Annotated in this window: 19 protein-coding genes and 2 pseudogenes; 6 read left to right on the plus strand and 15 right to left on the minus strand. The window is 68.0% G+C overall.

Translation table 11 applies throughout. From position 1 onward, the window contains the following. The first annotated feature begins 14 nt into the window (after positions 1–14). A complete protein-coding gene (locus N4S67_RS03070; RefSeq protein WP_260991453.1) occupies positions 15–779 on the plus strand; it encodes an SDR family oxidoreductase in 765 nt (254 codons plus the stop codon). Positions 780–874: 95 nt separating this feature from the next. Further along, positions 875–1,456 (plus strand): DUF1707 SHOCT-like domain-containing protein, encoded by a 582-nt coding sequence (locus tag N4S67_RS03075; RefSeq protein WP_260991454.1) that lies wholly within the window; start codon positions 875–877, stop codon positions 1,454–1,456. Here the strand turns inward: N4S67_RS03075 and N4S67_RS03080 are convergent. The 8 genes and pseudogenes from N4S67_RS03080 to N4S67_RS03115 form a co-directional block, all read right to left on the minus strand. Continuing rightward, positions 1,412–2,560, minus strand: a pseudogene (locus N4S67_RS03080) (Cmx/CmrA family chloramphenicol efflux MFS transporter); the annotation flags it as partial. The gene N4S67_RS03075 and the pseudogene N4S67_RS03080 sit on opposite strands and share 45 nt — an antisense overlap. Before the next feature lie 194 nt (positions 2,561–2,754). After that, complete coding sequence (locus N4S67_RS03085; RefSeq protein WP_260991455.1) at positions 2,755–4,749, minus strand: VWA domain-containing protein; 1,995 nt, start codon at positions 4,747–4,749, stop codon at positions 2,755–2,757. Beyond that, entirely contained in the window at positions 4,742–6,124 is a 1,383-nt protein-coding gene (locus tag N4S67_RS03090; protein WP_260991456.1) for a sigma 54-interacting transcriptional regulator, read from the minus strand. The genes N4S67_RS03085 and N4S67_RS03090 overlap by 8 nt, the downstream gene beginning before the upstream one ends. 137 nt (positions 6,125–6,261) lie before the next feature. Beyond that, positions 6,262–7,830 (minus strand): bifunctional phosphoribosylaminoimidazolecarboxamide formyltransferase/IMP cyclohydrolase, encoded by a 1,569-nt coding sequence (purH, locus tag N4S67_RS03095; RefSeq protein ID WP_260991457.1) that lies wholly within the window; start codon positions 7,828–7,830, stop codon positions 6,262–6,264. Next, positions 7,827–8,456 (minus strand): phosphoribosylglycinamide formyltransferase, encoded by a 630-nt coding sequence (gene purN / locus N4S67_RS03100; protein ID WP_260991458.1) that lies wholly within the window; start codon positions 8,454–8,456, stop codon positions 7,827–7,829. The genes purH and purN overlap by 4 nt, the downstream gene beginning before the upstream one ends. 10 nt (positions 8,457–8,466) lie before the next feature. Further along, positions 8,467–9,855 carry a cell division protein PerM gene (locus tag N4S67_RS03105; protein ID WP_260991459.1) on the minus strand — a complete coding sequence of 463 codons (1,389 nt, stop codon included), beginning with the start codon at positions 9,853–9,855 and terminating at the stop codon, positions 8,467–8,469. A 57-nt stretch (positions 9,856–9,912) separates the two neighbouring features. Continuing rightward, positions 9,913–10,761 carry a DUF5336 domain-containing protein gene (locus N4S67_RS03110; protein ID WP_260991460.1) on the minus strand — a complete coding sequence of 283 codons (849 nt, stop codon included), beginning with the start codon at positions 10,759–10,761 and terminating at the stop codon, positions 9,913–9,915. A gap of 33 nt (positions 10,762–10,794) precedes the next feature. Beyond that, positions 10,795–11,069, minus strand: a pseudogene (locus N4S67_RS03115) (dimethylsulfone monooxygenase SfnG); the annotation flags it as partial. A gap of 88 nt (positions 11,070–11,157) precedes the next feature. On the opposite strand from N4S67_RS03115, the gene N4S67_RS03120 reads away from it, so the two are divergent. After that, on the plus strand, positions 11,158–12,006 hold the full coding sequence (locus tag N4S67_RS03120) for an LLM class F420-dependent oxidoreductase (protein ID WP_260991461.1): 849 nt from the start codon (positions 11,158–11,160) through the stop codon (positions 12,004–12,006). Here the strand turns inward: N4S67_RS03120 and modA are convergent. The 4 genes from modA to sucC form a co-directional block, all read right to left on the minus strand. Continuing rightward, the gene (gene modA, locus N4S67_RS03125; RefSeq protein WP_390893192.1) at positions 12,003–12,752 is read right to left on the minus strand and encodes a molybdate ABC transporter substrate-binding protein; all 750 of its coding nucleotides are present in this window, start codon (positions 12,750–12,752) and stop codon (positions 12,003–12,005) included. The genes N4S67_RS03120 and modA overlap by 4 nt on opposite strands. A gap of 5 nt (positions 12,753–12,757) precedes the next feature. After that, entirely contained in the window at positions 12,758–14,275 is a 1,518-nt protein-coding gene (locus tag N4S67_RS03130; protein WP_260991462.1) for an acetyl-CoA acetyltransferase, read from the minus strand. Positions 14,276–14,338: 63 nt separating this feature from the next. Continuing rightward, complete coding sequence (gene sucD / locus N4S67_RS03135) at positions 14,339–15,241, minus strand: succinate--CoA ligase subunit alpha (protein ID WP_260991463.1); 903 nt, start codon at positions 15,239–15,241, stop codon at positions 14,339–14,341. A 22-nt stretch (positions 15,242–15,263) separates the two neighbouring features. Further along, entirely contained in the window at positions 15,264–16,427 is a 1,164-nt protein-coding gene (sucC, locus tag N4S67_RS03140; RefSeq protein ID WP_260991464.1) for an ADP-forming succinate--CoA ligase subunit beta, read from the minus strand. 259 nt (positions 16,428–16,686) lie between these two features. On the opposite strand from sucC, the gene N4S67_RS03145 reads away from it, so the two are divergent. Beyond that, the gene (locus N4S67_RS03145; RefSeq protein WP_260991465.1) at positions 16,687–17,775 is read left to right on the plus strand and encodes a M23 family metallopeptidase; all 1,089 of its coding nucleotides are present in this window, start codon (positions 16,687–16,689) and stop codon (positions 17,773–17,775) included. Further along, complete coding sequence (locus N4S67_RS03150) at positions 17,776–18,381, plus strand: hypothetical protein (protein WP_260991466.1); 606 nt, start codon at positions 17,776–17,778, stop codon at positions 18,379–18,381. On the opposite strand, the gene pcrA is transcribed toward N4S67_RS03150, so the two are convergent. Continuing rightward, positions 18,378–20,675, minus strand: a complete 2,298-nt coding sequence (gene pcrA / locus N4S67_RS03155; protein WP_260991467.1) for a DNA helicase PcrA — start codon at positions 20,673–20,675, stop codon at positions 18,378–18,380. The two genes, N4S67_RS03150 and pcrA, sit on opposite strands and share 4 nt — an antisense overlap. 225 nt (positions 20,676–20,900) lie before the next feature. Between pcrA and N4S67_RS03160 the strand changes: the two genes are divergently transcribed. Further along, positions 20,901–21,209, plus strand: coding sequence for a chorismate mutase (locus N4S67_RS03160; RefSeq protein ID WP_260991468.1), 309 nt, complete (start codon positions 20,901–20,903; stop codon positions 21,207–21,209). On the opposite strand, the gene N4S67_RS03165 is transcribed toward N4S67_RS03160, so the two are convergent. After that, positions 21,206–23,119 (minus strand): acyltransferase family protein, encoded by a 1,914-nt coding sequence (locus tag N4S67_RS03165; RefSeq protein WP_260991469.1) that lies wholly within the window; start codon positions 23,117–23,119, stop codon positions 21,206–21,208. The two genes, N4S67_RS03160 and N4S67_RS03165, sit on opposite strands and share 4 nt — an antisense overlap. Before the next feature lie 82 nt (positions 23,120–23,201). Then, a complete protein-coding gene (locus N4S67_RS03170; RefSeq protein ID WP_260991470.1) occupies positions 23,202–24,659 on the minus strand; it encodes an NAD-dependent succinate-semialdehyde dehydrogenase in 1,458 nt (485 codons plus the stop codon). Positions 24,660–24,693 lie beyond the last annotated feature (34 nt).

Consider the following 24,693-nt stretch of genomic DNA (forward strand, 5'->3'; position numbering starts at 1 on the left):
CCTAGGGTGTAGGAATGGCCCGCGACGTTCTCGTCACCGGCGCGACCGGCACGCTCGGGCGGCAGGTGGTCGGCGCGGCCACCGCCGCCGGTCACCGGGTGCGGGCGCTGAGCCGCAAGGAGCACATCGGGTACACGGGCGTGCACTGGCATCGCGCCGACCTGCTGGCCGATGAGGGTGTGAGCGCCGCCGTCGAGGGCGTCGACGTCATCGTGCATTGCGCCACCCAGGGCACCGGAGACAAGGACGTCACGTCGATGAACAACCTCGTCGCTGCCGCGCGCGGCGCCGGGGTGGGGCACATCGTGCACGTGTCGATCGTCGGGATCGAGCAGATCCCGCTGCCCTACTACCGGACTAAGCTGCGCGTCGAGCAGGTCCTCGCCGCGTCCGGCGTCGGCCACACCGTGCTGCGCGCGACGCAATTTCACGACCTGGTCGAGACGTCCTTCGCGGTCCAGCGGTTCTCCCCCGTGCTCTGGTCGCTGCGCGGGGTGCGGTTCCAGCCGATCGACACCCGTGACGTCGCGGCGCGGCTCGTCGAACTTCTGGATAACGGACCCGCAGGCCGGGCACCCGACATCGGCGGGCCCGCGGTGCACACTCACGCCGACCTGGCCCGGATGTACCTCGCGGCGCGCGGCGGCCGCCGCAAGGTGGTCCCGCTGTCCCTGCCGGGACGCATCATCGCTGGCTACCGGACGGGGGCCAATCTCGTGCCCGACAACCCCGTCGGGACCATCGGCTTCGCCGACCACCTGGCCGCCGCACAGAGATGAAAGTTTGATCATCTATCTGCTTCGCCACCGAGGCACAGAGCACAGTTTGGCCAACGACCTTGCATGTGCCAGCGTTCGTCGTAGGCTCGTAATCGATGAGCACTCCAGCGTCGCGGAACGGTTCCATGCGTGCTGCGGACACCGATCGCATACAGGTGGCGCAGTTGCTCACCGATGCCGCCGCCCAGGGCCGGCTGGAGCTGAGCGAATACGAGGACCGGCTGGCCAAGGCGTACGCGGCGCAGACCTACGACGAGCTCGACCGGTTGTCGTCGGATCTACCGGGCGCCTTCAGTCGCGGCCCCGGTGGCGGCCCGTGCCATCCCGCGCCGTCGACGTTGCTGCTGGCCATCATGAGCGGGTTCGAACGCCGCGGCCGGTGGAACGTGCCCAAGCGGCTCACCACGGTGGCGCTATTCGGCGGCGGCGTGGTCGATTTGCGGTACGCCGACTTCACGTCACCGGAGGTCGAAATCCACTCCTACTCGATCTTCGGCGGGCAGACCATCCTGGTGCCGCCGGAGGTCAACGTCGACTCGCGCGGTGTCGGGGTCATGGGCAACTTCGACCACAGCGTCGACGGTGGAGGCTCCCCCGGCGCGCCGTGCGTGCGCATCAAGGGCTTCTCCTTGTGGGGCAGCGTCGGCGTGAAGCGAAAGAAGCGCAAAGCCGCCTAGCGCGGCGACGACGAGCGCGGCGCTGACCCAAGCCGGTGCAGTCGCCCCGAGCGACGTGCTCAATGTCGCGCCTGCGAACAGCGGCCCTACGGTCGCTCCCACGTTAAGCGAAGCGGTGGCGTACGAACCCGCCATCGTCGGCGCGTCGGCGGCCTCGTACAGAACCCGGGCGATCATCGTGCCGCCGACGGCGAACGACAGCGCACCCGTGAGGAATGCGAGAGCCAACACCGCAACCGGCAGCGCGGCAAGCAGACCGAGTGCGGCCCACCCGAGGACAAGCAACGGACCGCATACCGCGACGACCGCGTGTGGTCTGAGATCCGACGGGCGGCCGGCGACGGTGACGCCGACGAAGGAGCCCGCCCCGAACAGCACCAGGGCGCCGCTGACCCACCGGGGCGCGAGTTCGGCGACGTCGGTGACGAGCGGGGCAAGGTAAGTGAAGGTCGCGAAGGTTGCCGCGTTGAGCATCGCCGCGGCAGTCATGGTGAGCGCCAAGCGGTACCGCCCTAGCTGGGCGATCTCGTCGCGCAACGACACGACCTCCGCCCGCACCACCCTGGCACGGCCACCGCACGCCACCCCGACAACCGCAGGCACGCAGAGCAGCCCCACCGCCCAGAATGTGGCCCGCCAGCCGAGCAGCTCACCCATCCAGGAGCCCGCGGGCACACCGGCAACGGTCGCGACCGTGGTCCCTGCGAGAAGGATCGACACGGCGCGCCCCGTGCGCTGCGGCCCGGCAAGGTCGGCGGCGGTCCTCAATGCCATCGCCAGGAATCCGGCAGTCGCCACCGCCGCGACGATGCGGGTGGCGATCAGAATCACAAAGCTCGTGGTGAGCGCGCCGGCGATATGCGCCGACAAGAACAACACCAGGAAGCCGATGAATGTCGGCCGTCGCGGCCACGAACGGGCCAGTGCGGCCAAAAGCGGTGCCCCGATGGCCATTCCGGCGGCAAACGCGGAAGTCAGCCAGCCGGCCTGACCGAGGGGGACGTGCAGGTCAGCGGCAACCGCAGGCAGCAGGCCGGCGAGCATGAATTCCGAAGTCGCCATCGCGAAGACGGCGACGGACAGTAGATACAAGGGCAAAGGCACAGCGGTACTCCTTGATGACGAGGGATGGTTTCATCTCGTCACCCCGGCCCGGGTGCTGTCGCGCAACTGGAGTCAGCGCATGTGGTCAGTGTCGAACGGGGCTCGCGGGGTGACCGTGAGCCCCTGCTCTGGACGCCTCTGGACTTGGCACGCAACGCACGCTACAGCGGCCACCGGTATCAGCCGCAAGGGATTTAACGTCTCCGGCGCGAGCGCAGATAGTCGCCGACGACGGCGGCGCCCAGCCCGTCGAGATCGGGCACCACGACCCTGCCCTCGACGCGGCGGGCGACCTGGTCGATGAACCGCGCCAGCCCCGGGTCACTGCCGAGCCGAAAGATCGTCACCTGCGCGCCTAGCCGGGCGATGTCGTCGAAGCCCTTGACGGTGTGCGCGATGGTGCGCGGGTGCGGCGGGTAGTCGAAGAACACGCCCGGTGGCTGAGCCGCCGAACCAGGTCCAGCGTCGCCCCCATATGCCTCGAGGTGGGCGGTCGGTTCGCCGTCGGTGACGACGAGCACCACCGGCTGAGCGTTGGGATGGCGCCGCAGATGACGTCCGGCCAGCGCCAGAGCGTGGTGCAGGTTGGTGCCCTGCTCGTACACCCCCTCCAGGCCGGTCAGCTCGGCGGCCGTCACGGTGCGTGCGTAGCGCCCGAACGCGATGATTTGCAGGGCATCCGAGCGGAATCGGGTACTGATCAGGTGGTTGAGCGCGAGTGCGGTGCGCTTCATCGGCAGCCACCGGTTCTCCATCACCATCGAGAACGACGTGTCCACGAGCAGGGCCACCGCCGACTGTGTGCGCGTCTCGGTCTCGGAGATCTCGACGTCGTCGACCGAGATGCGGAGGGGCCGCTCGGCGATGCCGGTGCCCGCCTGCCGCAGCACCGCGTTGGTGAGCGTGCGCGTGACGTTCCACGGCTCGGTGTCGCCGAACGCCCACGGCCTGGTGGCGCCGGTCAGCTCGCCGGCCGCGCCCGCGCGGCGGGTGTCACGTTCGCCATGTCTTCCTGAAAGCTGTTGCGCCACATCGCGCAACGCCGTCTGACCGAGCTGGCGCATCGCCTTGGGCGACAGCCGCCACTGTCCGTCGGAGCCGCGGTCGAGGAAGCCCTGATCCATCAGGGCACGCTCGAGCTCGGAGAGCGTCTTCGCGTCGACGGCGGCGTCCTCGCCGAGTTGGCGGGCCAGCATGTCGAGGTCGACGTCCTCCATCGTGGCACCGGCGTAGCTTTGCGACAGCGCCTCGGCGAGCTGCTCGAGTTCGCCGATATCCTGCATTGCCTGGGCGCCCTCACCCATGCCAAGCGGGTTGTCGCCGGAGAATCGCGACGAACCGTCCCAGTCTTCTCCGGGCCGCGCGGCCTGCAGGTGGGAGTCGAGCCGGTTGAGGGCATTCATCAGCGACGGCGAGCCGAATGCCTGCTGCGCCAAGGCATCCAGCTCGGCACGCTGCTCTTCGGACAGGCTGTTGCGGAAACGCTGTGCCGCGGCGGCGCGCTGCGCCAGTGAGTCGAGCAGTTCGTCGACATTGCGGGGGTTCTCCGGGAAGAACTCGCCGTGCTTGTTCATGAATTCTTGGAAGTCTTCGGCGGTGTCCTCGCCTTTGGCGTGCTTGTCCAGCAGTTCGTTGAGGTCGTCGAGCATCTCGTTGACGCGCTGACGGTCCTCGTCGGTGGCGTTCTCCAACGCCTCCTTCATGCCCGAGAAGCGCTGGTCGAGCATTTCGCGGCCGAGCAAATCCTTGATCTGGTCGTACTTCTCGCGCGCTTCCTGCGACCGCCAGTCGTAGTCGGCGAGCTCCTGCACCGCCTTGGCCGGCGACGACGGCAGTGACTCGATGCGCATCTCGTTGAATCGCGCGTCGTCATCGAGCGCGCGTGCGAGTTCTTTGCGCTCGGCCAGCACCGCCTCGTCGAGCAGCTGCTTGATCTCCTGCAGTGTGCCGTCGAGGTTGTTGCGCTGCAACAATTCCCGGCGACGGCGGTTGGCCTCGGCGGCGAGCTTGTCGGCGCCGCGCATGTTCTTGGTGCCGCGCCGAAGCATCTCCGACAGCGCCCGCCGCGGCGAGCTGCCCTCCATGACGTCCTGGCCGATCTGCTCCAGCGCCTCACGCAGATCCACCGGCGGGGCCAGCGGATCGGGTCCACCGGTGTAGCGCGAGTACCGCGACAGATGTTTAGCCATAGACGGTTTCGCCTTCTCCGGACTCTTTGTCGATCCTCTTGGCCAGGTACAGCGCCTCGAGTGCCAGTTCGACGGCGGCCGCGCGCTGGCCGTCGCTCTGCGCGCCGAGACGCTGCTGGACCTGGGCGATCGCGGGCACCTCCGGCACCGCCGCCAGCACGTCGCGCGCCGAGACGCGGTCGCCGGTGGTAACCGCCGACCCGCCTTCGATGGCGACCACCAGCGGGCCCACGTCGATGCCGCCGAGCAGCCGCTGCGCGGTATCGGCGGTGGCGCGACGCAGCAGATGTTCGAGCACCGCCTGCTCGCGGCCCTCCTCACCGGATTCGAACTCCAACTTGCCGCGCAGCACGTCGATCACGGTCGACAGATCCACCACCCGCGCGACCGGATCCGCCTCGCCGAGGATGGCCGAGCGGTGCCGCGCCGCCGCTGCAACGGTCTCGGCCGCCGCGATGGCGAAGCGCGCCGACACACCCGAGCGCTGATCGATCGAGCGCGACTCCCGCAGATAGCGGGCGAACCGGGCGAGCACGTGCAGCAGATAATCGGGCACCTCGGCGGCCAGGTGTGCCTCCTGGGTGATGACGCCGACCTCGGCCGCGAGTTCCTGTGGATAGTGCGTGCGGATCTCGGCGCCGAAGCGGTCCTTGAGCGGCGTGATGATGCGGCCGCGGTTGGTGTAGTCCTCGGGGTTCGCGCTGGCGACGACGAGCACGTCCAGCGGCAGCCGCAACGTGTAGCCGCGGACCTGGATGTCGCGCTCCTCCATCACGTTGAGCATCGAGACCTGGATGCGCTCGGCGAGGTCGGGCAACTCGTTGACCGCCACGATGCCGCGGTGTGCCCGCGGGATCAGGCCGTAGGCGATGGTCTCCGGGTCACCGAGGCTGCGGCCCTCGGCGACCTTGATGGGGTCGATGTCGCCGACGAGGTCGGCCACGCTGGTGTCGGGGGTGGCGAGTTTTTCGGTGTAACGATCGCTGCGGTGTCTCCACTCGATGGGCAGGTCGTCACCGCTGTCTGCGGCCCGACGAATCGACTCCGGCGTGATCGGGCTGAACGGGTGCTCGCCCAGTTCGGCGCCCGCGATCACGGGCGTCCATTCGTCGAGCAGACCGGTCAGCGCGCGGAGCAGCCTCGTCTTGCCCTGTCCGCGTTCGCCGAGAAGCACCACGTCGTGTCCGGCGATCAGCGCGCGTTCCAGTTGCGGAATGACGGTGTCCTCGAAGCCCAGGATGCCCGGCCACGCGTTGCGTCCCTCCGCCAGAGCGGCGAGTAGGTTCTCCCGGATTTCTTCTTTGACGCCCCGTTCGCGATGACCGGAAGCTTTCAGCTCGCCGACGGTCCGGGGCAGATCATGGGGTTGGGTCACCACTCCACGCTACGACCCCGTCCGCGAGCGTGCGTGTCTGCACCGGACACGCCGCAGAAATGTCAGATTTCGCGCACACTCGCGCGGCGACGGGCGGGCGTGCGCGCTGCGCCGCGAGGCCGCCGACGCGCTGACCGTCAGTGCGCGAAGTGACGTGCGCCCGTGAGGTACAGCGTGATGCCCGCGTTGGCCGCGGCCTCGGTGACGATGTCGTCGCGCATCGACCCCCCGGGATGCACGAGCGCCGTCACACCCGCCTCGGTCAGCACCTCGAGGCCGTCGGGGAACGGGAAGAACGCATCGGAGGCCGCGACCGCGCCGCGCACCCGATCGCCCGCGCGCTGCACCGCAAGCCGGGCCGCATCGACCCGGTTGACCTGACCCATGCCCACCCCGACGGTGGCCCCGTCGGCCGCGACGACGATCGCGTTGGACTTCACCGCCCGGCACGCGCGCCAGGCGAACTTCAAATCGGCCAGCGTCGCCGGGTCGGCGGGCGATCCGGTGGCCAGTGACCAGTTGACGGGATCATCGCCGGGGGCGGTGAACTCGTCGCGCTGCTGCAGCAGCAAGCCGCCGCTGATCTGACGGAACTCCGTCCCACCACCGACCGGCTGTGACGCCACCAGCACGCGGATGTTCTTCTTGCGCGCAAGCACGTCCACCGCGCCGGCCTCGTAGGCGGGCGCGATGATCACCTCGGTGAAGATGTCGGCGACGGTCTCGGCCATCTCAACCGTGACTTCGGTGTTGGCCGCGATCACCCCGCCGAACGCCGACAGCGGGTCGCATTCGTGCGCCTTACGGTGCGCGTCGGCCACGGACACCGACGAGACAGCGATGCCGCACGGGTTGGCGTGCTTGATGATCGCCACGCAGATGTCCTCGTGGTCGAACGCGGCGCGCCATGCGGCGTCGGCATCGGTGTAGTTGTTGTAGGACATCTCTTTTCCGTGCAGCTGATCGGCCTGCGCCAGACCAGGCCAACCGGCGTCGTTGCGGTACAACGCCGCCTGCTGATGCGGGTTCTCTCCGTACCTCAGCACAGCCTCGCGTCGCCACGTCGCGCCGACCCAGTTGGGCAGCGGACTTGTCGACGTGTCGTCAGGCGCCAGCACCGAGCCCATCCAGGACGCCACCGCGACGTCGTACTCGGCGGTGTGGCGGAAGGCCAACGACGCCAGCTTCTTTCGCTGCCCGAGGGTGAAACCGCCGGCGCGCACGGCGGCCAGCACCCCGTCGTATCCCAGCGGGTCGACCACCACGGCGACGCTCGGATGGTTCTTCGCGGCGGCTCGCACCATCGACGGTCCGCCGATGTCGATCTGCTCGACGCATTCGTCCTCGCTCGCGCCGGAGTCGACGGTCTCGGTGAACGGATACAAGTTCACCACAACGAGTTCGAATGCTTCGACACCCAGTTCACCGAGCGCCGACACGTGCTCGGGCTTGCGTTGGTCGGCGAGCAGTCCCGCGTGCACATGCGGATGCAGCGTCTTGACGCGGCCGTCGAGCACCTCGGGAAAGCCAGTCACCTGCTCCACCGGGGTCACCGGAACACCCTCGCCGGCAATCGTTTTCGCGGTCGATCCGGTCGAGACGATGGCCACGCCCGCCTCGTGCAGACCGCGGGCCAGTTCGGCGAGGCCGGTCTTGTCGTACACGCTGATCAGCGCACGCCGAATCGGCCGCTTGCCCTCGGTCATCCTATGGTCGCCTTTCGTCCGGTCCAGGTCACGCCGCGGGTCGCCACCGCGGCCAGAACGTCCACCAGCAGCCGTCGTTCGACCACCTTGATGCGTTCATGCAGGCTGCTCACGTCGTCGTCGTCGAGGACGGGCACGGGTTCCTGGGCCAACAGCGGTCCGGTGTCGGTTCCCGCGTCGACCAGGTGCACGCTGCATCCTGTCACCTTCACCCCGTATGCCAGCGCATCGGGCACCGCATGTGCGCCGGGAAATGCGGGTAGCAGCGCGGGATGGGTGTTGATGATCCTGCCGATGAAGAGCGAAAGGAACTGTGGGCCAAGGATTTTCATGAACCCGGCAGAGACAATGAGGTCGGGCTGGTGCGCGGCGGTCGCCTCTGTGATGGCCGCGTCCCACGCCGGCCGGTCGGGATGGTCGCCCAACCGCACGGTGTAGCTGGGCACCGACGCCGACGCTGCGATGTCGACAGCCGGGCAGGTCCGATCGACGCCGACCGCCACGATGCGCGCCGGAAAGTCGCCAGCTGCGGCGGCGAGCAACGATCTCAGCAGCGAACCCGCGCCCGAGGCGAGCACCACCACCCGCGCCGGTGCGCTCGGGGGCACACGAAGCGGTTGCTGCACGCCGCCGAGCCTAATCGTCGGTGCCGCGCGCCCGTTCCGTGGCTGTACCCGGCGTGGCGTCGTCGTCGGTGGCGAAGTGTTCCTCGGGGTCGTCGAGCCCGGGGTCAGCCGGCTCCGCAGGCGGGGGTGTGGGCACCGCAGGCGGGTCGGGCGGGTCGTCGGGCACACCGGCGACCGTCTCCACCTCCGCCTCCACCTCGTCGGTCTCATCGACCTCGACTTCGGGCTCGGGCTCGGGTTCGGGTTCGGCCGCGGGCTTCGGCTTCCTGGGTCTGCGAGCGATACCGCCCGTCATCGCCACGGTCAGCCCGCCGATCGCGACGAACCACACGAACACCGCGGGCCCGAACGTCGCGTGGTCCACGCCGACGTCGCCGAAGTTGCCCAATCGGCCGCCGCCTGCGTATCCGAGCAGCGCCATCACCACAGCCGCGACAGCGGCCGCCACGGTCAACTTGCCCAGTGCCTGTCCTGGCGGCAGCGGTCGACGGGCGCACTGCTGGCCGACGGCGACCGCCGAGGCCGCCGCCACGATCAGCAGCGCGACCCACACCGGCCCGAGGGGCGGTGTGGGCACCGCCGCCAGCACTGGCAGCGCGGGGATGTCGCCGCCGAGCACGGTGAAGGAGCTGAACGTGGCCAGCCCCACGTGCGCGCTGGAGCCCACCGCCACCGCAGCGGTGCCGACGACCACGTTGGGTATGTAGAGCACCGAGAGCACGGTCAGGCTGAACTGACCGAAGATCGAGTCGGTGATGCCGTACAGGTCGTTCATCGTCGCCCAGTGCACGACCATCGACCCGGCCATCACCACGCCGCACAGGCCGGCGAGCGCGAGCACACCCGCCGTCGCGGCGCGCACCGCGTCGGGCAGCCAGTTCGGCAGCCGCGACGCGACCAGCACGCGGCGGCCGACCCGGGTTGCCACGCCGATCAGCGCACCGATCCCGTGGACCACCAGCACGCTGCCGAACGCCCGAAGCGCACTCGGTGTCTGCAGATCGGTGAGCACAGAGGCGGCGTCATGAACGACGGCCAGCGATATCGCCGCAATCAGCAGCGGACCGCCGAGCGCCGACGCGACGACCCAACGGGTCACGAACCAGGAACCCCGAGGCGAGGTCGCCGCCGCGGTCGTACGCGCGGTTCCCCAGACCATCGCCAGCACCGGCAACAGCGGCATCACGCCCAGTTCGGCACCGCCGATCGATACCGGAACGAGGTGCACGCCCAGCCACATGCTGGCGATCGCGCCGAGCGCGCCCGTCATGTCGCTGTTGGCGATCAACAGCTGCAGCAGGACGACGGCCGCGATGACGACCAGCGCCACGACGGATGGCCCGAACGCGACCCGAAGTAGCTCACGCGCCTGACGTGTGCCGACTGGCCGGTTCTCCACTAAGGCCGCTCCTCGCGCAAGCTCACGCGCGCGTTGTTGACGCACGCGCGGCTCAGACTACGACGGCGCTGGGCCCGACTGCGAGGAAGACGACTGCTGGCCCTGCCCCTGTGTCGTCGGCGACGAACCCGAGGGCGGCTGGCCGTAGGTCGGGAACCCGGTCGGCGGCGTCGGCGGACCACCCTGGGCACCACCCTGCTGCGGACCGCCGGCATAGCCGCCCGTCGAGGGGGCACCCGGGTAACCGCCGTACTGCGACGGGTAGCCGGGACGCTGCTGCTGACCGAGCTGCTGTGGCTGGCCGAACTGCTGCTGTGCACCCTGGTGCGGCTGGCCGTAGTACTGGCCGCCGGGCCCGCCGCCGTACTGGCCGTACTGCTGGTCGTACTTGGGCTTCGGTGCTGGTGGGGTGATGACGCCTGCAGCGAACAGCAGCGCCGCGACCGCGACGATCGCCTGCAGCAGCGTGAACGCGATGATGAGGTAAAGGCCCACGTCGACGGTGACCGCTTCGGGCAGCGTCAGCAGCAGGGCGATCGCCTGCAGGAATCCCAACACGGCCAGCACCGCGACGATAGCGGTGCGGCCCTTCTGCTTGGGGACCAGGCTGACAGCCGCGATCAGTGCGGCCAGCAGGGCCGCGACCACGCCCAGGTCCATCAGCGAGGGCTGGTACAAGTCAGAGCCGACGTCGAGCAGCGGGAAGAAGATCGACAGGTAAGCCAGCAGACCGAGCGCGGCCACCGCAGCACCCAGATACACCGGCAGCTTGCTGCCGACGTCAGCGGCAGGCCCGGCGTCGGGCACCCTGCCGAACTGCTGCGTCGGCGCGGCGAATGAGGTGGTCGGCTGCTGCTGCGCCTGCGGATATCCGGGGCTTCCGGGCTGGCCTTGGGGGTACGACATGACCTCTCCTGTGCTGGACGGTTCGAACCCACGCTAGCGCACGGGTGCCCACGCCGATGCCAGCGCGGGTTCGCCTACCGAATCACGTTCGGAGTCCTCGATTTCGCGCACTAACGATAGCCGCCGAGGATCAGGGCGACTCGCGTTTGCGATACGCCGCAATGCGTTCGCCCTTCTGCTCGGGTGTGCCGATCAGCTGCGTGCCAGACGCGTCGTTGTACTGCACCAAGTCGTCAACTGCACGATCCGGCCCACATTCCGCGCTTGCCGGGGGTCAAGTTGCCGGCCTGCTTCACCGCACGCAGTCCGTCGTGGGAAGTGGACCGCGTCTGTTCGGTGTGTCGGCGCGCGCAGCGGCGCTTGCTCCGCAGACTGAAACACGTTCTAATTCCAGTCATGGATTACGGGCTCGTACTGTTCACCAGCGATCGCGGGATCGCCCCGGCGTCGGCGGCCAAGCTGGCCGACGACCACGGCTTCACCACCTTCTACGTGCCCGAACACACGCACATTCCGATCAAGCGCCAGGCCGCTCACCCCACGACGGGCGACGAATCGCTGCCCGACGATCGCTACATGCGCACGCTCGATCCGTGGGTTTCACTGGGCACGGCGTGCGCGGTGACGACGCGCGTTCGTCTCTCGACCGCGGTGGCCCTGCCCGTCGAACACGACCCGATCACCCTGGCCAAGTCCATCGCGACGCTCGACCATCTCTCCGGCGGTCGGGTCAGTCTCGGCGTGGGCTTCGGCTGGAACACCGACGAACTGGCCGACCACAACGTGCCGCCGGGCCGGCGGCGCACCATGCTGCGCGAATACGTCGAGGCGATGCGCGCGCTGTGGACCGAGGAGGAAGCCTCCTACGAGGGCGAGTTCGTCAACTTCGGCCCGAGTTGGGCGTGGCCGAAACCGGTGCAGTCCCACATTCCCGTTCTGGTGGGGGCCGCGGGCACTGAGAAGAACTTCAAGTGGATCTCGCGCAGCGCCGACGGCTGGATCACCACCCCGCGGGACTTCGACATCGACGAGCCGGTCAAGCTGCTGCAGGACACGTGGGCGTCCGCGGGCCGCGACGGTGCGCCGCAGATCGTCGCGCTTGATTTCAAACCCGACCCTGAAAAGCTGGCTCGCTGGGCTGATCTCGGCGTCACCGAAGTGTTGTTCGGCCTGCCCGACAAGTCCGAGTCCGAGGTCGCCGGTTATGTCGAGCGGCTTGCCGGGAAGCTTGCCGCCCTGGTCTAGGGCTCGGCGAAGCCTCCCGCGCTGAGCACCTTCCGGCCGGCCTCACCTGTCACCAGTTCGACGAATTTGGCTGCCGCGGGTGCGTTTTCGGAGTCTTTCAGCTGCGCTATGGGATAGGTGTTGGTCGCGCCGGCCGATTCGGGGAACGCGACGGCGGTGACCTTGTCGCCGGCGCCGATGGCGTCGGTGACGTAGACGAGCCCGGCGTCGGCCTGCCCACTGGTGACCTTGTTGAGGACGTCCGTCACCGACGACTCTTCGCTCACCGGAGTCAGGTCGACGCCGGTCGCCTGCTCGACGTTCTCGGTGGCCGATCCACACGGAACTTGCGGGGCGCACACCACCACACTGGTATCCGGCCTGGTCAGATCGTGAAACGTCGTGATGCGCTTCGGGTTTCCCGGCGCGGTGGCAATGGTCAGGGTGTTCGACGCGAAGTCGACCGGGTCGCCGGCGAGCAGGCCCGCCTGCCACGCCTTGTCCATGTTCTTGGTGTCGGCCGACGCGAAGACATCGGCCGTGGCGCCCTGGGTCAGCTGGGTGACGAGATCGGCGGATCCGGCGAACGAGAACTCCACCTCGGTGCCAGGGTTAGCGGCCTCGAACTGCTCGCCGAGTTCGGTGAACGTCGCCTTCAGCGATGCAGCGGCGAACACCATGATCGTGGACTCGGACGTCGGCGGGCCGGAGCCGCAGCCGGTGAGCAGCGCAAGGAGAGCGAAGGCGGACGCGACTCTCATGGCCATTCGGGCTAGGCCAGCGTGGCCCGGTTGCCGTCCTCAGTCGTCCGAACCTTGATGTGCGCGCCAAGGGGGTCCCCATCGGACATCAGCGCGACGAGGTCCTGGTCCTCCGTGGTGGCCATGAACCGGGAGTCATCGGCGTCGAGGCGGCCGATGATGATGCCGGTACGCACCGGCCAGTCGTAGCGCACCGAATAGGTCTCGATCGTTGCAGTGCCGTCGAGCGTCTCGGTCACCGGGACCGCCGGCAGGGCGGCCACCTCACGGTTGAGTTCCACGCTGCGGTCGGACCGCCACGGCGCGGGCAAGGTCGAGTAGATGCCGACCGAGTACTTGCTCATCGTGCCGCCGTTTGCGCCGACGAAGCCGAATTGCCCGGGCCTGTCCCGCATCTCGCACACCGTCTCAGCGATAGCATGCAGCGAGTAGCTGTTGCCCGGGCCGCCGAAGTACGGCAATCCCCCGGTCAGCGTCAGCCCCCGCGGATCGTCGGCGTTGAGTCCGAGCGCCTCGCAGATGACGAACACCGGGAAAGGAAAGCAGCTGTACAGGTCGAAAGTGGCGACATCGTCGACGTCGATCTGCGCCACCCTCAACGCTTCTCGCGCCGCGTGCACAGCCGCGGGCGACTCGCTCAGGTCGACGCGATCGAGGAGGTCCTGCTCGACGGTATCTGCGTGCCCGTGCACGTACACCCACTTCTCCTCGGGCACACCGAGTCTGCGGGCCGCCTCGACGGTCATCATCACCACTGCGGCGCCCTGGTTGACCTGATCGCGCGCGACGAGCAACCGCGGATACGGGTCGCAGATCATCCGGTTGTCGTCGGAGACGGTCACGATCTCATCGACCGAGCGCTCCACCGGCGATGACGAGAACGGGTTTTTGGCGGCTACTTTCGACATCGGCGCGAACAACTCCGCCATCTGACGCCGGTAGTCGGCGACGCTGAGCCCGAGTCGACGCCGTCGTGCGTTGTCCAGCAGCCCGTACTGCACTGCCGCGCCGGTCAGTCCGTGCTTGGCGGTGTACTCGGTGAAGTACTGGTGAATCTGGTGTCCACGGTCCTCGAGTTGGCCCTCGATGTGCTCGGTGAAGTCCGGCTTGTCCTCCCGATCGGCGAAATAGCGTGCCGTGGAGCCTGGTTCGGAACCGATGATCATCACGACGTCGGCCTCGCCCGCGACGATCGCGCCACCTGCTTCGGTGACCAGTTTCTGCGGACTCTGCCCGCCGACAGGTTCCAGCACGACGCGAGCGGGCTTGCCGCCCAGTCGGTTCATCACTGAGCGGGGGTAGTTGTTCGACTTGCCCAGCGTCGCGGGCATGGGCCCGGAGATCTCGAACTGGCGAAGCGCGAACACGGTGTCGACCGCCGCGGCGCCGACACCGGCATCGGCCAGGGCAGCGCCTGCCGCCTCCGTCGCGAGTTCGACCGCCGACATGCCGCGGTAACCGGGGTCATCGATGCGCTCGGTGAACTGACCGACGCCGACGAGCACCGGTGTGCGCGGATCGACAGCCATGACGAACCTCCTGACAGCTGTTAATTCGTCAGGCTAAACGATGGCCCCTGCGAACACGAACTTCTAGAGGCTCTTCAGGATCTCCCGCGCCAGGTTTGCGGTCTCCGACGGCGTCTTGCCCACCTTCACGCCCGCGGCCTCGAGGGCCTCCTTCTTGGCGGCCGCGGTGCCCGACGAACCCGACACGATCGCGCCGGCGTGGCCCATCGTCTTGCCCTCGGGGGCGGTGAAGCCCGCCACGTAACCGACGACCGGCTTGGTCACGTTGTCCTTGATGTAATCGGCCGCGCGCTCCTCGGCGTCGCCGCCGATCTCACCGATCATCACGATGACCTTCGTGTCGGGGTCCTTCTCGAACGCCTCGATCGCGTCGATGTGCGTGGTGCCGATGACCGGGTCGCCGCCGATGCCGATGGCGGTCGAGAAGCCGAAATCGCGCAACTCGAACATCATCTGATAAGTCAGGGTGCCCGACTTCGACACCAGGCCGACCGGGCCCGAATCGGTGATGTTCGCCGGGGTGATGCCCGCCAGCGCCTCACCGGGGGTGATGATGCCCGGGCAGTTCGGCCCGATGATGCGGGTCTTCTGCCCCTTCTCGACGTTGTAGGCCCACGCATAGGCGCTGTCCTGCACCGGGATTCCCTCGGTGATGACGACGAGCAGCGGGATCTCGGCGTCGATGGCCTCGATGATGGCGTCCTTGGCGAACTTCGGCGGCACGAAGACCACCGATACGTCGGCCCCAGTCTCCTTCATGGCCTCACCGACGGACCCGAACACGGGCAGCTCGACCTCGTTGCCGTCCTTGTCCTTGTGCGACACCGTCGTTCCGGCCTTGCGCGAGTTCACGCCGCCGACCAGTTGCGTGCCGGCCTTGAGCATCAGCGCGGTGTGCTTGGTGCCCTCGCCGCCGGTGATGCCCTGGACGATGACCTTCGAATTTGCGTTCAGGAATATAGACATGGGTCATGTCTCCTTAATGTCTTTACTTGTTCGCCAGCTCGGCGGCTTTGTCGGCGGCGTCGTCCATCGTGCCGACTTCGGTCACCAGCGGGTGCTTGGCCTCGGCGAGGATGCGGCGGCCCTCCTCGACGTTGTTGCCGTCGAGGCGGACGACCAGCGGCTTGTTGGCCTCGTCGCCGAGGATCTTCAGGGCGTTGACGATGCCGTTGGCAACCGCGTCGCAGGCGGTGATGCCACCGAAGACGTTGACGAACACGCTCTTGACCTGCTCGTCGCCCAGGATGACGTCCAGACCGGCAGCCATGACCTCGGCCGAGGCGCCGCCGCCGATGTCGAGGAAGTTGGCGGGCTTGACGCCGCCGTGCTTCTCACCGGCGTAGGCGACCACGTCCAACGTGGACATCACCAGACCGGCGCCGTTGCCGATGATGCCGACCTGACCGTCGAGCTTGACGTAGTTCAGGTCGTGCTCCTTCGCCTTCTGCTCGAGAGGGTCCGACGCGTCCTTGTCCTCGAACTCCGCGTGGTCCTCGTGCCGGAAGTCCGCGTTCGCATCCAGGGTGACCTTGCCGTCCAGCGCCAGGATCTGATCGTCGGGCGTGCGCACCAGGGGGTTCACCTCGACCAGCGTGGCGTCCTCCTTGACGAACACCTCCCAGAGCTTGGCGATGGTCACCGCGGCGGCGTCGAGCACCTCCTCGGGCAGGTGGCCCTTCTCGGCGATCTCGCGGGCGAACGCCTCGTCGACGCCCTTGGTGGCGTCGACGGGGACGCGGGCCAACCGGTCCGGCTTGCTCGCGGCGACCTCTTCGATCTCCATGCCGCCCTCGACCGAGCACATCGCCAGGTAGGTGCGATTCGAGCGGTCCAGCAGGAACGAGATGTAGTACTCCTCGGCGATGTCGCTCGCCTCGGCGACCAGGAGCTTCTTGACGACGTGTCCCTTGATGTCGAGACCAAGGATGTTCTGCGCGTGGGTGAAGGCGTCGTCGGCGGTCTCCGCGTACTTCACGCCGCCGGCCTTGCCGCGACCGCCGGTCTTGACCTGTGCCTTGACCATGACGGGCTTGCCGATCTCCTCGGCGATCGCCTTGGCGTCCTCGGCGGAGTCGGTCACCCGGCCGGGTGTGGTGGGTACGTTGTGCTTGGCGAACAGCTCTTTCGCCTGGTATTCGAAGAGATCCATTGACTCACTGTCTGTCTGCGTTGACGGTCAAGTTAATTCGAAGGTTTACAGCCCATCGGCTCGTGGGAACTTTATCCACACGCGCACAGAGCGTTGGCACCGCCCACCGCTCATGTGTCAGATCTCACCGCGCGGCCACAGTGATACATGTCACAATCGCCGCCGGAATACCCGCTTGGGTTGCCACCAACATTGGGATTTGGTTAACGTGCCTCTGGTCTAGATCACGTTTAGGTCACGGCACAAAGGACATTTCAGGTTGGCATCGCACCGTTCGCCCCGCTCACCCCAACGGGTGTCGACGAATCGGCGATTCGACGGTCGCGTAACTCAGGTCCCTGAACGCCCCGCCGAGATCACGGACATCATCCCGTTCAACGAGTTCGGCAAGCTCGATGAGCTGGAGTTCCGCGAGAACAGCGCATTCGACCGCGAATCCCAGGTCATCTACGCGCCCGAGCTCGACGACCTGGCCGACACCGACGACCAACTCCCGATGCGCCTTGCGGTGCCCTCGGAGTTCCGTTCCGACCCGCGCGACGCGCGCCGCACCCGGGATCAGTCGTCCTACGCCTATCGCGACAGCCACACCGACGTCAGTGACGGCGTGGCCGCGACCGACATCATCGACATCAGCGGCCGCCGCGGCGGTGCGCACCGCAAGCAGGACGTCCCGGTGAAGGGCCGCCTGATGGTCGCGGCCATGGCCGTGGGCGCGACGGCCGCGGGCGCCTACTCGATGTCCAACGCCACCGATGAGCCCGCCGAGACCGTGCTGGCCGCCGACCAGGCGGTGATGGGCGGCGCAGGCGTCGTCACCGGCTCGGTGGACGGCATGCAGGTCATCACCGTTGCGCCGGCGTCCAACTCGGTACACACCGAGGAGATCCAGAAAGCTGCGGCCTTCGCGCAGGAGCGCGCCGATCGTGAGGCCCGACTGCAGCGGCCGATGTTCGTGATGCCGACCAAGGGCGTGTGGACATCGGGCTTCGGATACCGCTGGGGCGTGCTGCACGGCGGCATCGACATCGCCAATTCCATCGGCACCCCGATCCTCGCGGCTTCCGACGGCGTCGTCATCGCCGCGGGCCCGCAGGGCGGTTACGGAAACTGGGTGAAGCTGCGGCACGCCGACGGCACCGTGACGGTCTACGGCCATCTCAGTTCGTGGTCGGTCGAGATCGGCGAGCGGGTCTGGGCAGGCGACCAGATCGCCAAGATGGGCAACACCGGCAATTCGACCGGTCCGCACCTGCATTTCGAGGTGCTGCTGGGCGGCACCGACCGCGTGGACCCGACCGGTTGGCTGGCCAAACGCGGACTCTCGCCGGGCAACTACTCTGGCTGAGTGGCCAGCGACGACAGCGATACCGGAGCCCCTAGTTCTCCACAGATAATCCGCCGCCACCCCACCGGCGAAATCCCCGTCAGCAGCGACGAGGCGCTCGGCCGAAGTGCCGACAGCAGCGAATCGCATACCGGCATCATCCGTCGTCACCCCACCGGCGAGTTCCCGGTCGCAGCCGCGGAGCCGCAGACAAGTTACATCCCGCGCGCAAGGCCCGTCACCGTGCCGGCCACCCGGCCGAATCCGCGCACCGCGATCGCCACGGCCGTCGTCAGCATCATGTCTGGTTGGGCGACAACGGTTATCGCGACCGACCTGATCACCGGATGGTGGCGCAGTGACCGGCTGTTCTGCGTCGCCGTCGGTTTCCTCACCGCGATCTCGGCGGCGGCGGTCATCGCGGGCCTGATCGGCCTGCTGCTGCGCCGCCGGATGAGCAGGCTGCTGATCGTCGTCGGCTCGGTCGTCGCGCTGCTGATCTTCTCGAGCCTGTTCGTCGCGGGCGCGAAGCTGCCGCCGGTGGTGTACGCGATACCGATCCTGCCGCTAGCCAGCATCGTGTTGGCTCTGCTGCCCGCGACCGGCCGGTGGGCGAAAGCGCGCTAGAGCTTGCTCACCGGCGCGTGGTTGTGCATCAGTTTGACCCGTCCGGCGCTGCCGAAGTCGATCAGCGACATGGCCGATTCGCCGACGCCGGTGACTTCCTCGACGCGGCCGAGCCCATATTTGTCGTGGTTGACGCGGTCGCCGGGCTCGAGCACCACCAGCGGACGCTTTCCGGCCGCCGATCGCGTCGGTGAGGGTCGCGGCGTGCCGAACCGCCCCGCCCCGCTGACGGGCGCACTGAACGACGGTGTCGGATCGGTACGCCGCCAGTCGATGAGGTGCTGCGGAATCTCTTTGAGGAAGCGGGATTCCGGGTTGAGCATCGGCTGGCCCCACGACGAGCGGACCTTGGCCCTGCTGAGATAAAGCCGCTGACGCGCCCTGGTGATGCCGACGTAGGCGAGCCGTCGTTCCTCGGACAGCTCAGTTGGATCGCCCAGTGCCCGCATGTGCGGGAACATCCCGTCCTCCCAGCCCGTCACGAAAACCACTGGGAATTCGAGGCCTTTGGCGGTATGCAGCGTCATCATCGTCACCACACCCGCGCCGTGCTCGGGTAACTCGTCGGCGTCGGCGACCAGCGAGACGCGTTCGAGGAACTGCGCCAGCACACCGGTGTCGGGGATGTCCTCGTCGATGGGCTCGTCCTCGCTCAATGCCTGCGCATTGGCCAGATCGATGCTGAATTCGTGTGCGACGCTGACCAATTCGTTGAGGTTGTCCAACCGCGCCAGATCCTGCGGATCGCTCGACGACTCGAGTTCGGTGCGGTAGCCGGTGCGGTCGAGCACCGCCTCGACCAGCTCACCCAGTTCGCCGTCAAGACGGCCACGCAGCTCGTCGAGCAGCTCGACGAAACCCTTGATGCACTTCTCCGAGCGGGTGTTGAGCATCGGCACCCTGCCCTCGGCGGCCGCCTGCAGCGCGTCGTTGAACGACGAGCCGGTGTTCTCCGCGTACACCGCCACGCAAGCTTCGGCACGGTCACCGATGCCCCGGCGCGGGGTGTTGAGGATGCGACGCATGCTCACCGAGTCGCCGGGATTGTCGAGCACCCGCAGGTAGGCGACGATGTCGCGGATCTCCCTGCGCTCGTAGAAGCGCACTCCCCCAACGACTTTGTACGGGATCCCGGCGCGGATGAAGACTTCCTCCAGCGCCCGCGAGGAGTTGTTGGTGCGGTAGAACACCGCGACATCGTTGTAGCTGTAGCCGCCCTGGTCTGCGAGCCTGTCGATCTCCTGGGCGACGAAGCGCGCTTCGTCGTGCTCGTTGTCGGCGACGTATCCGACGATCAGCTCGCCGTCGCCCTCGTCGGTCCACAGCCGCTTCTCGCGACGGCCCGCGTTGCGCGAGATCACCGAGTTGGCCGCGTTCAAGATGTTCTGCGTGGACCGGTAATTCTGTTCCAGCAGAATCGTTGTGGCGTTCGGGTAGTCGCGCTCGAAGTCCTCGATGTTGCGGATGGTCGCCCCGCGGAACGCGTAGATGGACTGATCCGCGTCGCCCACCACGCACAGCTCGGCGGGCGCGACCCCGTCCTCGGTCTCGCGGCCTACGAGCTCGCGCACGAGCACGTACTGCGCATGGTTGGTGTCCTGGTACTCGTCGACCAGGATGTGCCGGAAGCGCCGCCGGTAGTACTGCGCGATCTGCGGAAAAGCCTGTAGGACAGCCACCGTCTCGCCGATGAGGTCGTCGAAGTCCAGGGCGTTGGCCGCCCGCAGCCGGCGTTGATATTCGGCGTAGACCTCGGCGATGATCCGCGGCAGCTCCTCCCCCGCCTCCGAGGCCTCCGCGGCCGCCTGCTCCGGACCGATCAATTCGTTCTTGTGGTTGGAGATGCCGTTGGACAGCAACCGCGGCGAGTACCGCTTGGTGTCGAGGCCAAGGTCCTTGCCGATCATCAAGAGCAGCCGGCGCGAGTCGTCGGCGTCGTAGATAGAGAAGTTGGAGTTCAGGCCCGGCAGCAGCGAGGCCTGGTTGCGCAGGATCCGCACGCAGGTGGAGTGGAACGTCGACACCCACATCGCCCGCGCGCGCGGGCCCACCAGCTGCGCCACGCGCTCGCGCATCTCGGCGGCGGCCTTGTTGGTGAAGGTGATGGCCAGCACCTGCCCGACGCCGACCTCACGCGCGGCCAGCAGGTAGGCGATCCGGCGGGTGAGCACGGCGGTTTTGCCCGAGCCCGCCCCGGCGACAATGAGCAGCGGCGTGCCCTCGTGCAGGACGGCTTGGCGCTGCTGCGGGTTGAGTCCGTCGAGCAAGTGGTCTGATTCGGTGGCAAGAGACATGTTCTGTCGAATTTACCGCTGCCCGGCGACACCGTGGCGCAGCCGCCACATGACACTTTTGCGCAGACGCGGCCCTAGTGGCACACTCGATTCGTGCTCATGCAGCAAGGACGATTTTTTTACGGGTACCGGCCAGCGGTGCCCGTGGTCTAGCTGCTTCGAAAAGAGCCCCGCGGTCCGCTTCTGCGATCCGGGGCTCGTCTCTTGTGTGAGGCCCGGATACGGATGAGACCAAAACCCCCACACAACGAGAATCCGGAGAACGATATGACGATCGAAGCCGAACAGAGTCCCGCTGACATCGACGACCTGCGCCAGGAGATCGACCGGCTCGACGCCGCGATCCTGGAAGCGGTTCAGCGGCGCGCCGAGGTATCCAAACTCATCGGGCAGGCCCGCATGGCCTCAGGCGGCACCCGGCTGGTGCACAGCCGAGAAATGAAGGTCATCGAGCGCTACAGCGTGCTCGGCCCCGAGGGCAAAGACCTCGCGATGCTGCTGCTGCGCCTGGGCCGCGGCCGCCTCGGCCACTAGCGCAGGGCCTTCACCAGCCACGGAGTCATCCACTCCACCGCCTCCGGCGTCGGGTGCACGCCGTCGCTGCGCACGCGGATGCCGTCGACCCGGTTGGTGTACACCCCGTTGGGGCTCAGCTTCTCGTTGAGGTCCAGCACGCTGACGTTCGGTCGCTTGGCGGCGACGCTGCGCAGCAACGCGTTCCATTCGTCGACGCGATCCGGGTCGTCTTCGGGATACAGGCTGCCGTCCGGCTTCTCGGCGCGTCGGTTGTAGGGCTCGGTGGTGACGACGACCTGCGCGCCCGTCGAGGACAGGATGTCGAGCGCACGGTTGAGTTCGCCGCGCAGGTATGCGTCATATCCGTCTTCGCCGATGTGGGTCCAGCGGCCCTCGTTGATCCGGTCGACGACCTCCCACCGGCCGACGATCATGAGCGCCACGTCGGGCCGGTCGTGGTTGATGCGCTGCGACCACCGGCTCGGCCAGGTGTCGCATTCGGGTTTCTGGTTCAGCGTCTGGCCGGTGTACCGGTAGGGGCCGCCGCGCGCGATGCCGCACCCGATGGTCGTGTAGTTGGTGAACGCGAGCCCCGGCGTCGGCGGCAGGTATCGCATGACCGTCCACGCGACGGAGTCGCCGAAGACCGCGACGCTCCTGGTGCCGGGCTCGTGGGCCGACGGCAGGCGGACTTCGACGGGCCGCTCCGGAGCGACGAGAGCGGCGGAATCAATCGCGGGCCCCGGCGGGACGTCGGGTTTGACCCCGACGGGCAGCACCGTCATCGTCACCACAGCGGCGGTGGCGGCTGTCGCGCCCGCCAGCGGCAGCATCGGCACGATGACGGGACGCCACCGGCGGATCGGCTGTTCGAGCAGCCACCACGACGCCGCTGCCACCGCGACCGTCAACGCGCAGCGAAGCACGAACAGCGGCCAGCCCGACCAGCCCGTGCGTTCCCCGTTGAGCGCCAGGAAGATCGGCCAGTGCCAGAGGTACACACCGTAGGAGATCGCACCGAGGCTCACCAGTGGCCGCCACGCCAGCACGCGCGCAACCGGACCGTCCTGTTCCACGGCCACCGGCGCGACGACGAGCACCGCCGCAAGCGCCACCACGATCAGCAGGCCGGCGCGGAAGTCGTCGACACTGCCCGTCGCGTAGTGCGCGGCGACGCCCAGCACCGCCAGTCCGACGAACGGCAGGATGCGGGCCACCCATCGCGCCCAGCGCGTGCGCAGGTACGGACCGCCGAGCGTGACCGATGTCCAGTCGCGGACCAGCAGTGCCGCGGCGGCGGCGCCGACCAGGAGCGCCTGCGCGCGGATGTCGGTGCCGAAGTAGATGCGGTTCACCGTGGTCTCGGTGGTGAACACGATCGCCGCGGCCGCCGATGCCAGCACGCCTGCCGTCGCGAGCACGAAGACGGCCAACCGCAGGCGGGAGCGAAACGCCAACGCGACCGCGATGATCACGATGGGCCACAGCAGGTAGTACTGCTCCTCGACGCCCAGCGACCAGGTGTGCTGCAGCGGCGACGGCGGGGCGCCCTGGGCGAAGTAGTCGGTCCGCTGCGCGACGAAAGCCCAGTTGGACACCCAGAAAAACGCGGCGACGGCGTCGTCGCGCAGGGTGGCGGTGGCCTCGGGCGAAAAGACGTCGCGCGCGGCCACCACGGCGAGCACCATCACCAACAGCGCGGGCAGCAGTCGCCTGGCCCGTCGGATCCAGAAGTCGCGCAGTGCGATTCGCCCGGTTCGGGCCCGTTCGTCGAGCAGCAGCGAGGTGATCAAGAATCCGCTGAGCACGAAGAACACGTCGACGCCGAGGAAGCCGCCTGACAAACCGGGGATGCCGCCGTGGTCGGCCAGCACAAGTGCGACCGCCACGGCGCGGATGCCGTCGAGTGCGGGAATGGCCTGGCGCACTGGCGGAAGTGTAGGTGCGCGGGGCGCTCGTACCCGGAAGGCGCGCTGACAGAATGTCGCCGCCGAGCGGCTCCGGGGGACCCTACTTCGTCAGGGCGATGTACTTCACGTCGAGATACTCCTCGATGCCCTCGGAACCGCCCTCGCGCCCGAACCCGGATTCCTTGACCCCGCCGAACGGCGCGGCCGGATCGGAGATCACACCGCGATTGATGCCGACCATTCCGGACTGGACGCCCTCGGCCGCCCGCAGCGCGCGGTCCAGATCCCTGGTGTAGATATAGGCCGCCAAGCCGTACTCGGTGTCGTTGGCCGCGGCGATGCCCTCCTCCTCGGTGTCGAAGCCGGTGATCGGCGCGACGGGCCCGAACACCTCTTCTTTGAGGATGCGGGCGTCGGCGGGCACGTCGGCCAGCACGGTCGCCGGGTAGAAGTGTCCTGGCCCGCCGGGCGCCACCCCGCCGACCGCGACCGTCGCACCGCGCGACACCGCATCGGACACCAGATCCTCGACCGTCGCGACCTGCTTGGCGTTGATCAGCGGCCCCAGCGTGGCGTTCTCGTCGAGGCCCTTGCCGAGCGTGAACTCGCTCATCCGCTTCACCAGTTTCTCGGTGAATTCCTCGCGCACGGAATTGGCGACGTGGAAGCGGTTGGCCGCGGTGCAGGCCTCCCCGCCGTTGCGCATCTTGGCCAGGATCGCGCCGTCGACGGCGGCGTCGACGTCGGCGTCGTCGAACACGACGAACGGCGCGTTGCCGCCGAGTTCCATCGACGTGCGCAGCAGCTTGTCGGCCGACTGCTTGACCAGAGACTTGCCGACACCGGTGGACCCCGTGAAGGTCAGCTTGCGCAGCCTGCCGTCGTTGATCAGCGCTTCGGTGACCGGGCCCGGGTTGCTGGTCGGCACCACCGACAGCACGCCCTTCGGCAACCCCGCCTCGTCCATCAGCTTGGCCAGATAGAGCATCGTCAGCGGGGTCTCCTGCGCAGGCTTGACGATCATGGTGCAGCCCGCGGCGAATGCCGGGCCGATCTTGCGGGTGCCCATCGCCAGCGGGAAGTTCCACGGCGTGATCGCAAAGCACGGGCCCACGGGTTGCTTGGTCACCAGCACGCGACCGGTTCCCGCCGGGCTGGGGGTGAACCGTCCCGCGATGCGCACCGCCTCTTCGGCGAACCACCGGAAGAACTCGCTGCCGTACTTGACCTCGCCCATGCTCTCGGGCAGCACCTTGCCCATCTCGAGCGTCATCAGCGTGGCGATGTCCTCGGCACGCTCGGTGATGGTCTCGAACACCGACCGCAGGATCTCGCCGCGTTCGCGCGGCGGCGTCGCCGCCCACTCGGCTTGCACTGCGCAGGCGGCGTCCAGCGCGGCGACCGCGTCCTCGGCGTCGGCGTCGGCGACGGCGGCCAACACGGAGTCGTCCGACGGGTCCAGCACGTCGAAAGTCGACTTGCCATCGCGCTCCTCACCACCGATCCAGATTCCGGTGGGGACTGACTTGAGCAGTGCTTGAGTCTTCTCGGTGTCCATAACTCTCTCTTACACCTTTGGTCATTTGGCCGCA

The sequence above is a fragment of the Mycobacterium deserti genome, from assembly GCF_025345615.1.
GTDB lineage: Bacteria > Actinomycetota > Actinomycetes > Mycobacteriales > Mycobacteriaceae > Mycobacterium > Mycobacterium deserti.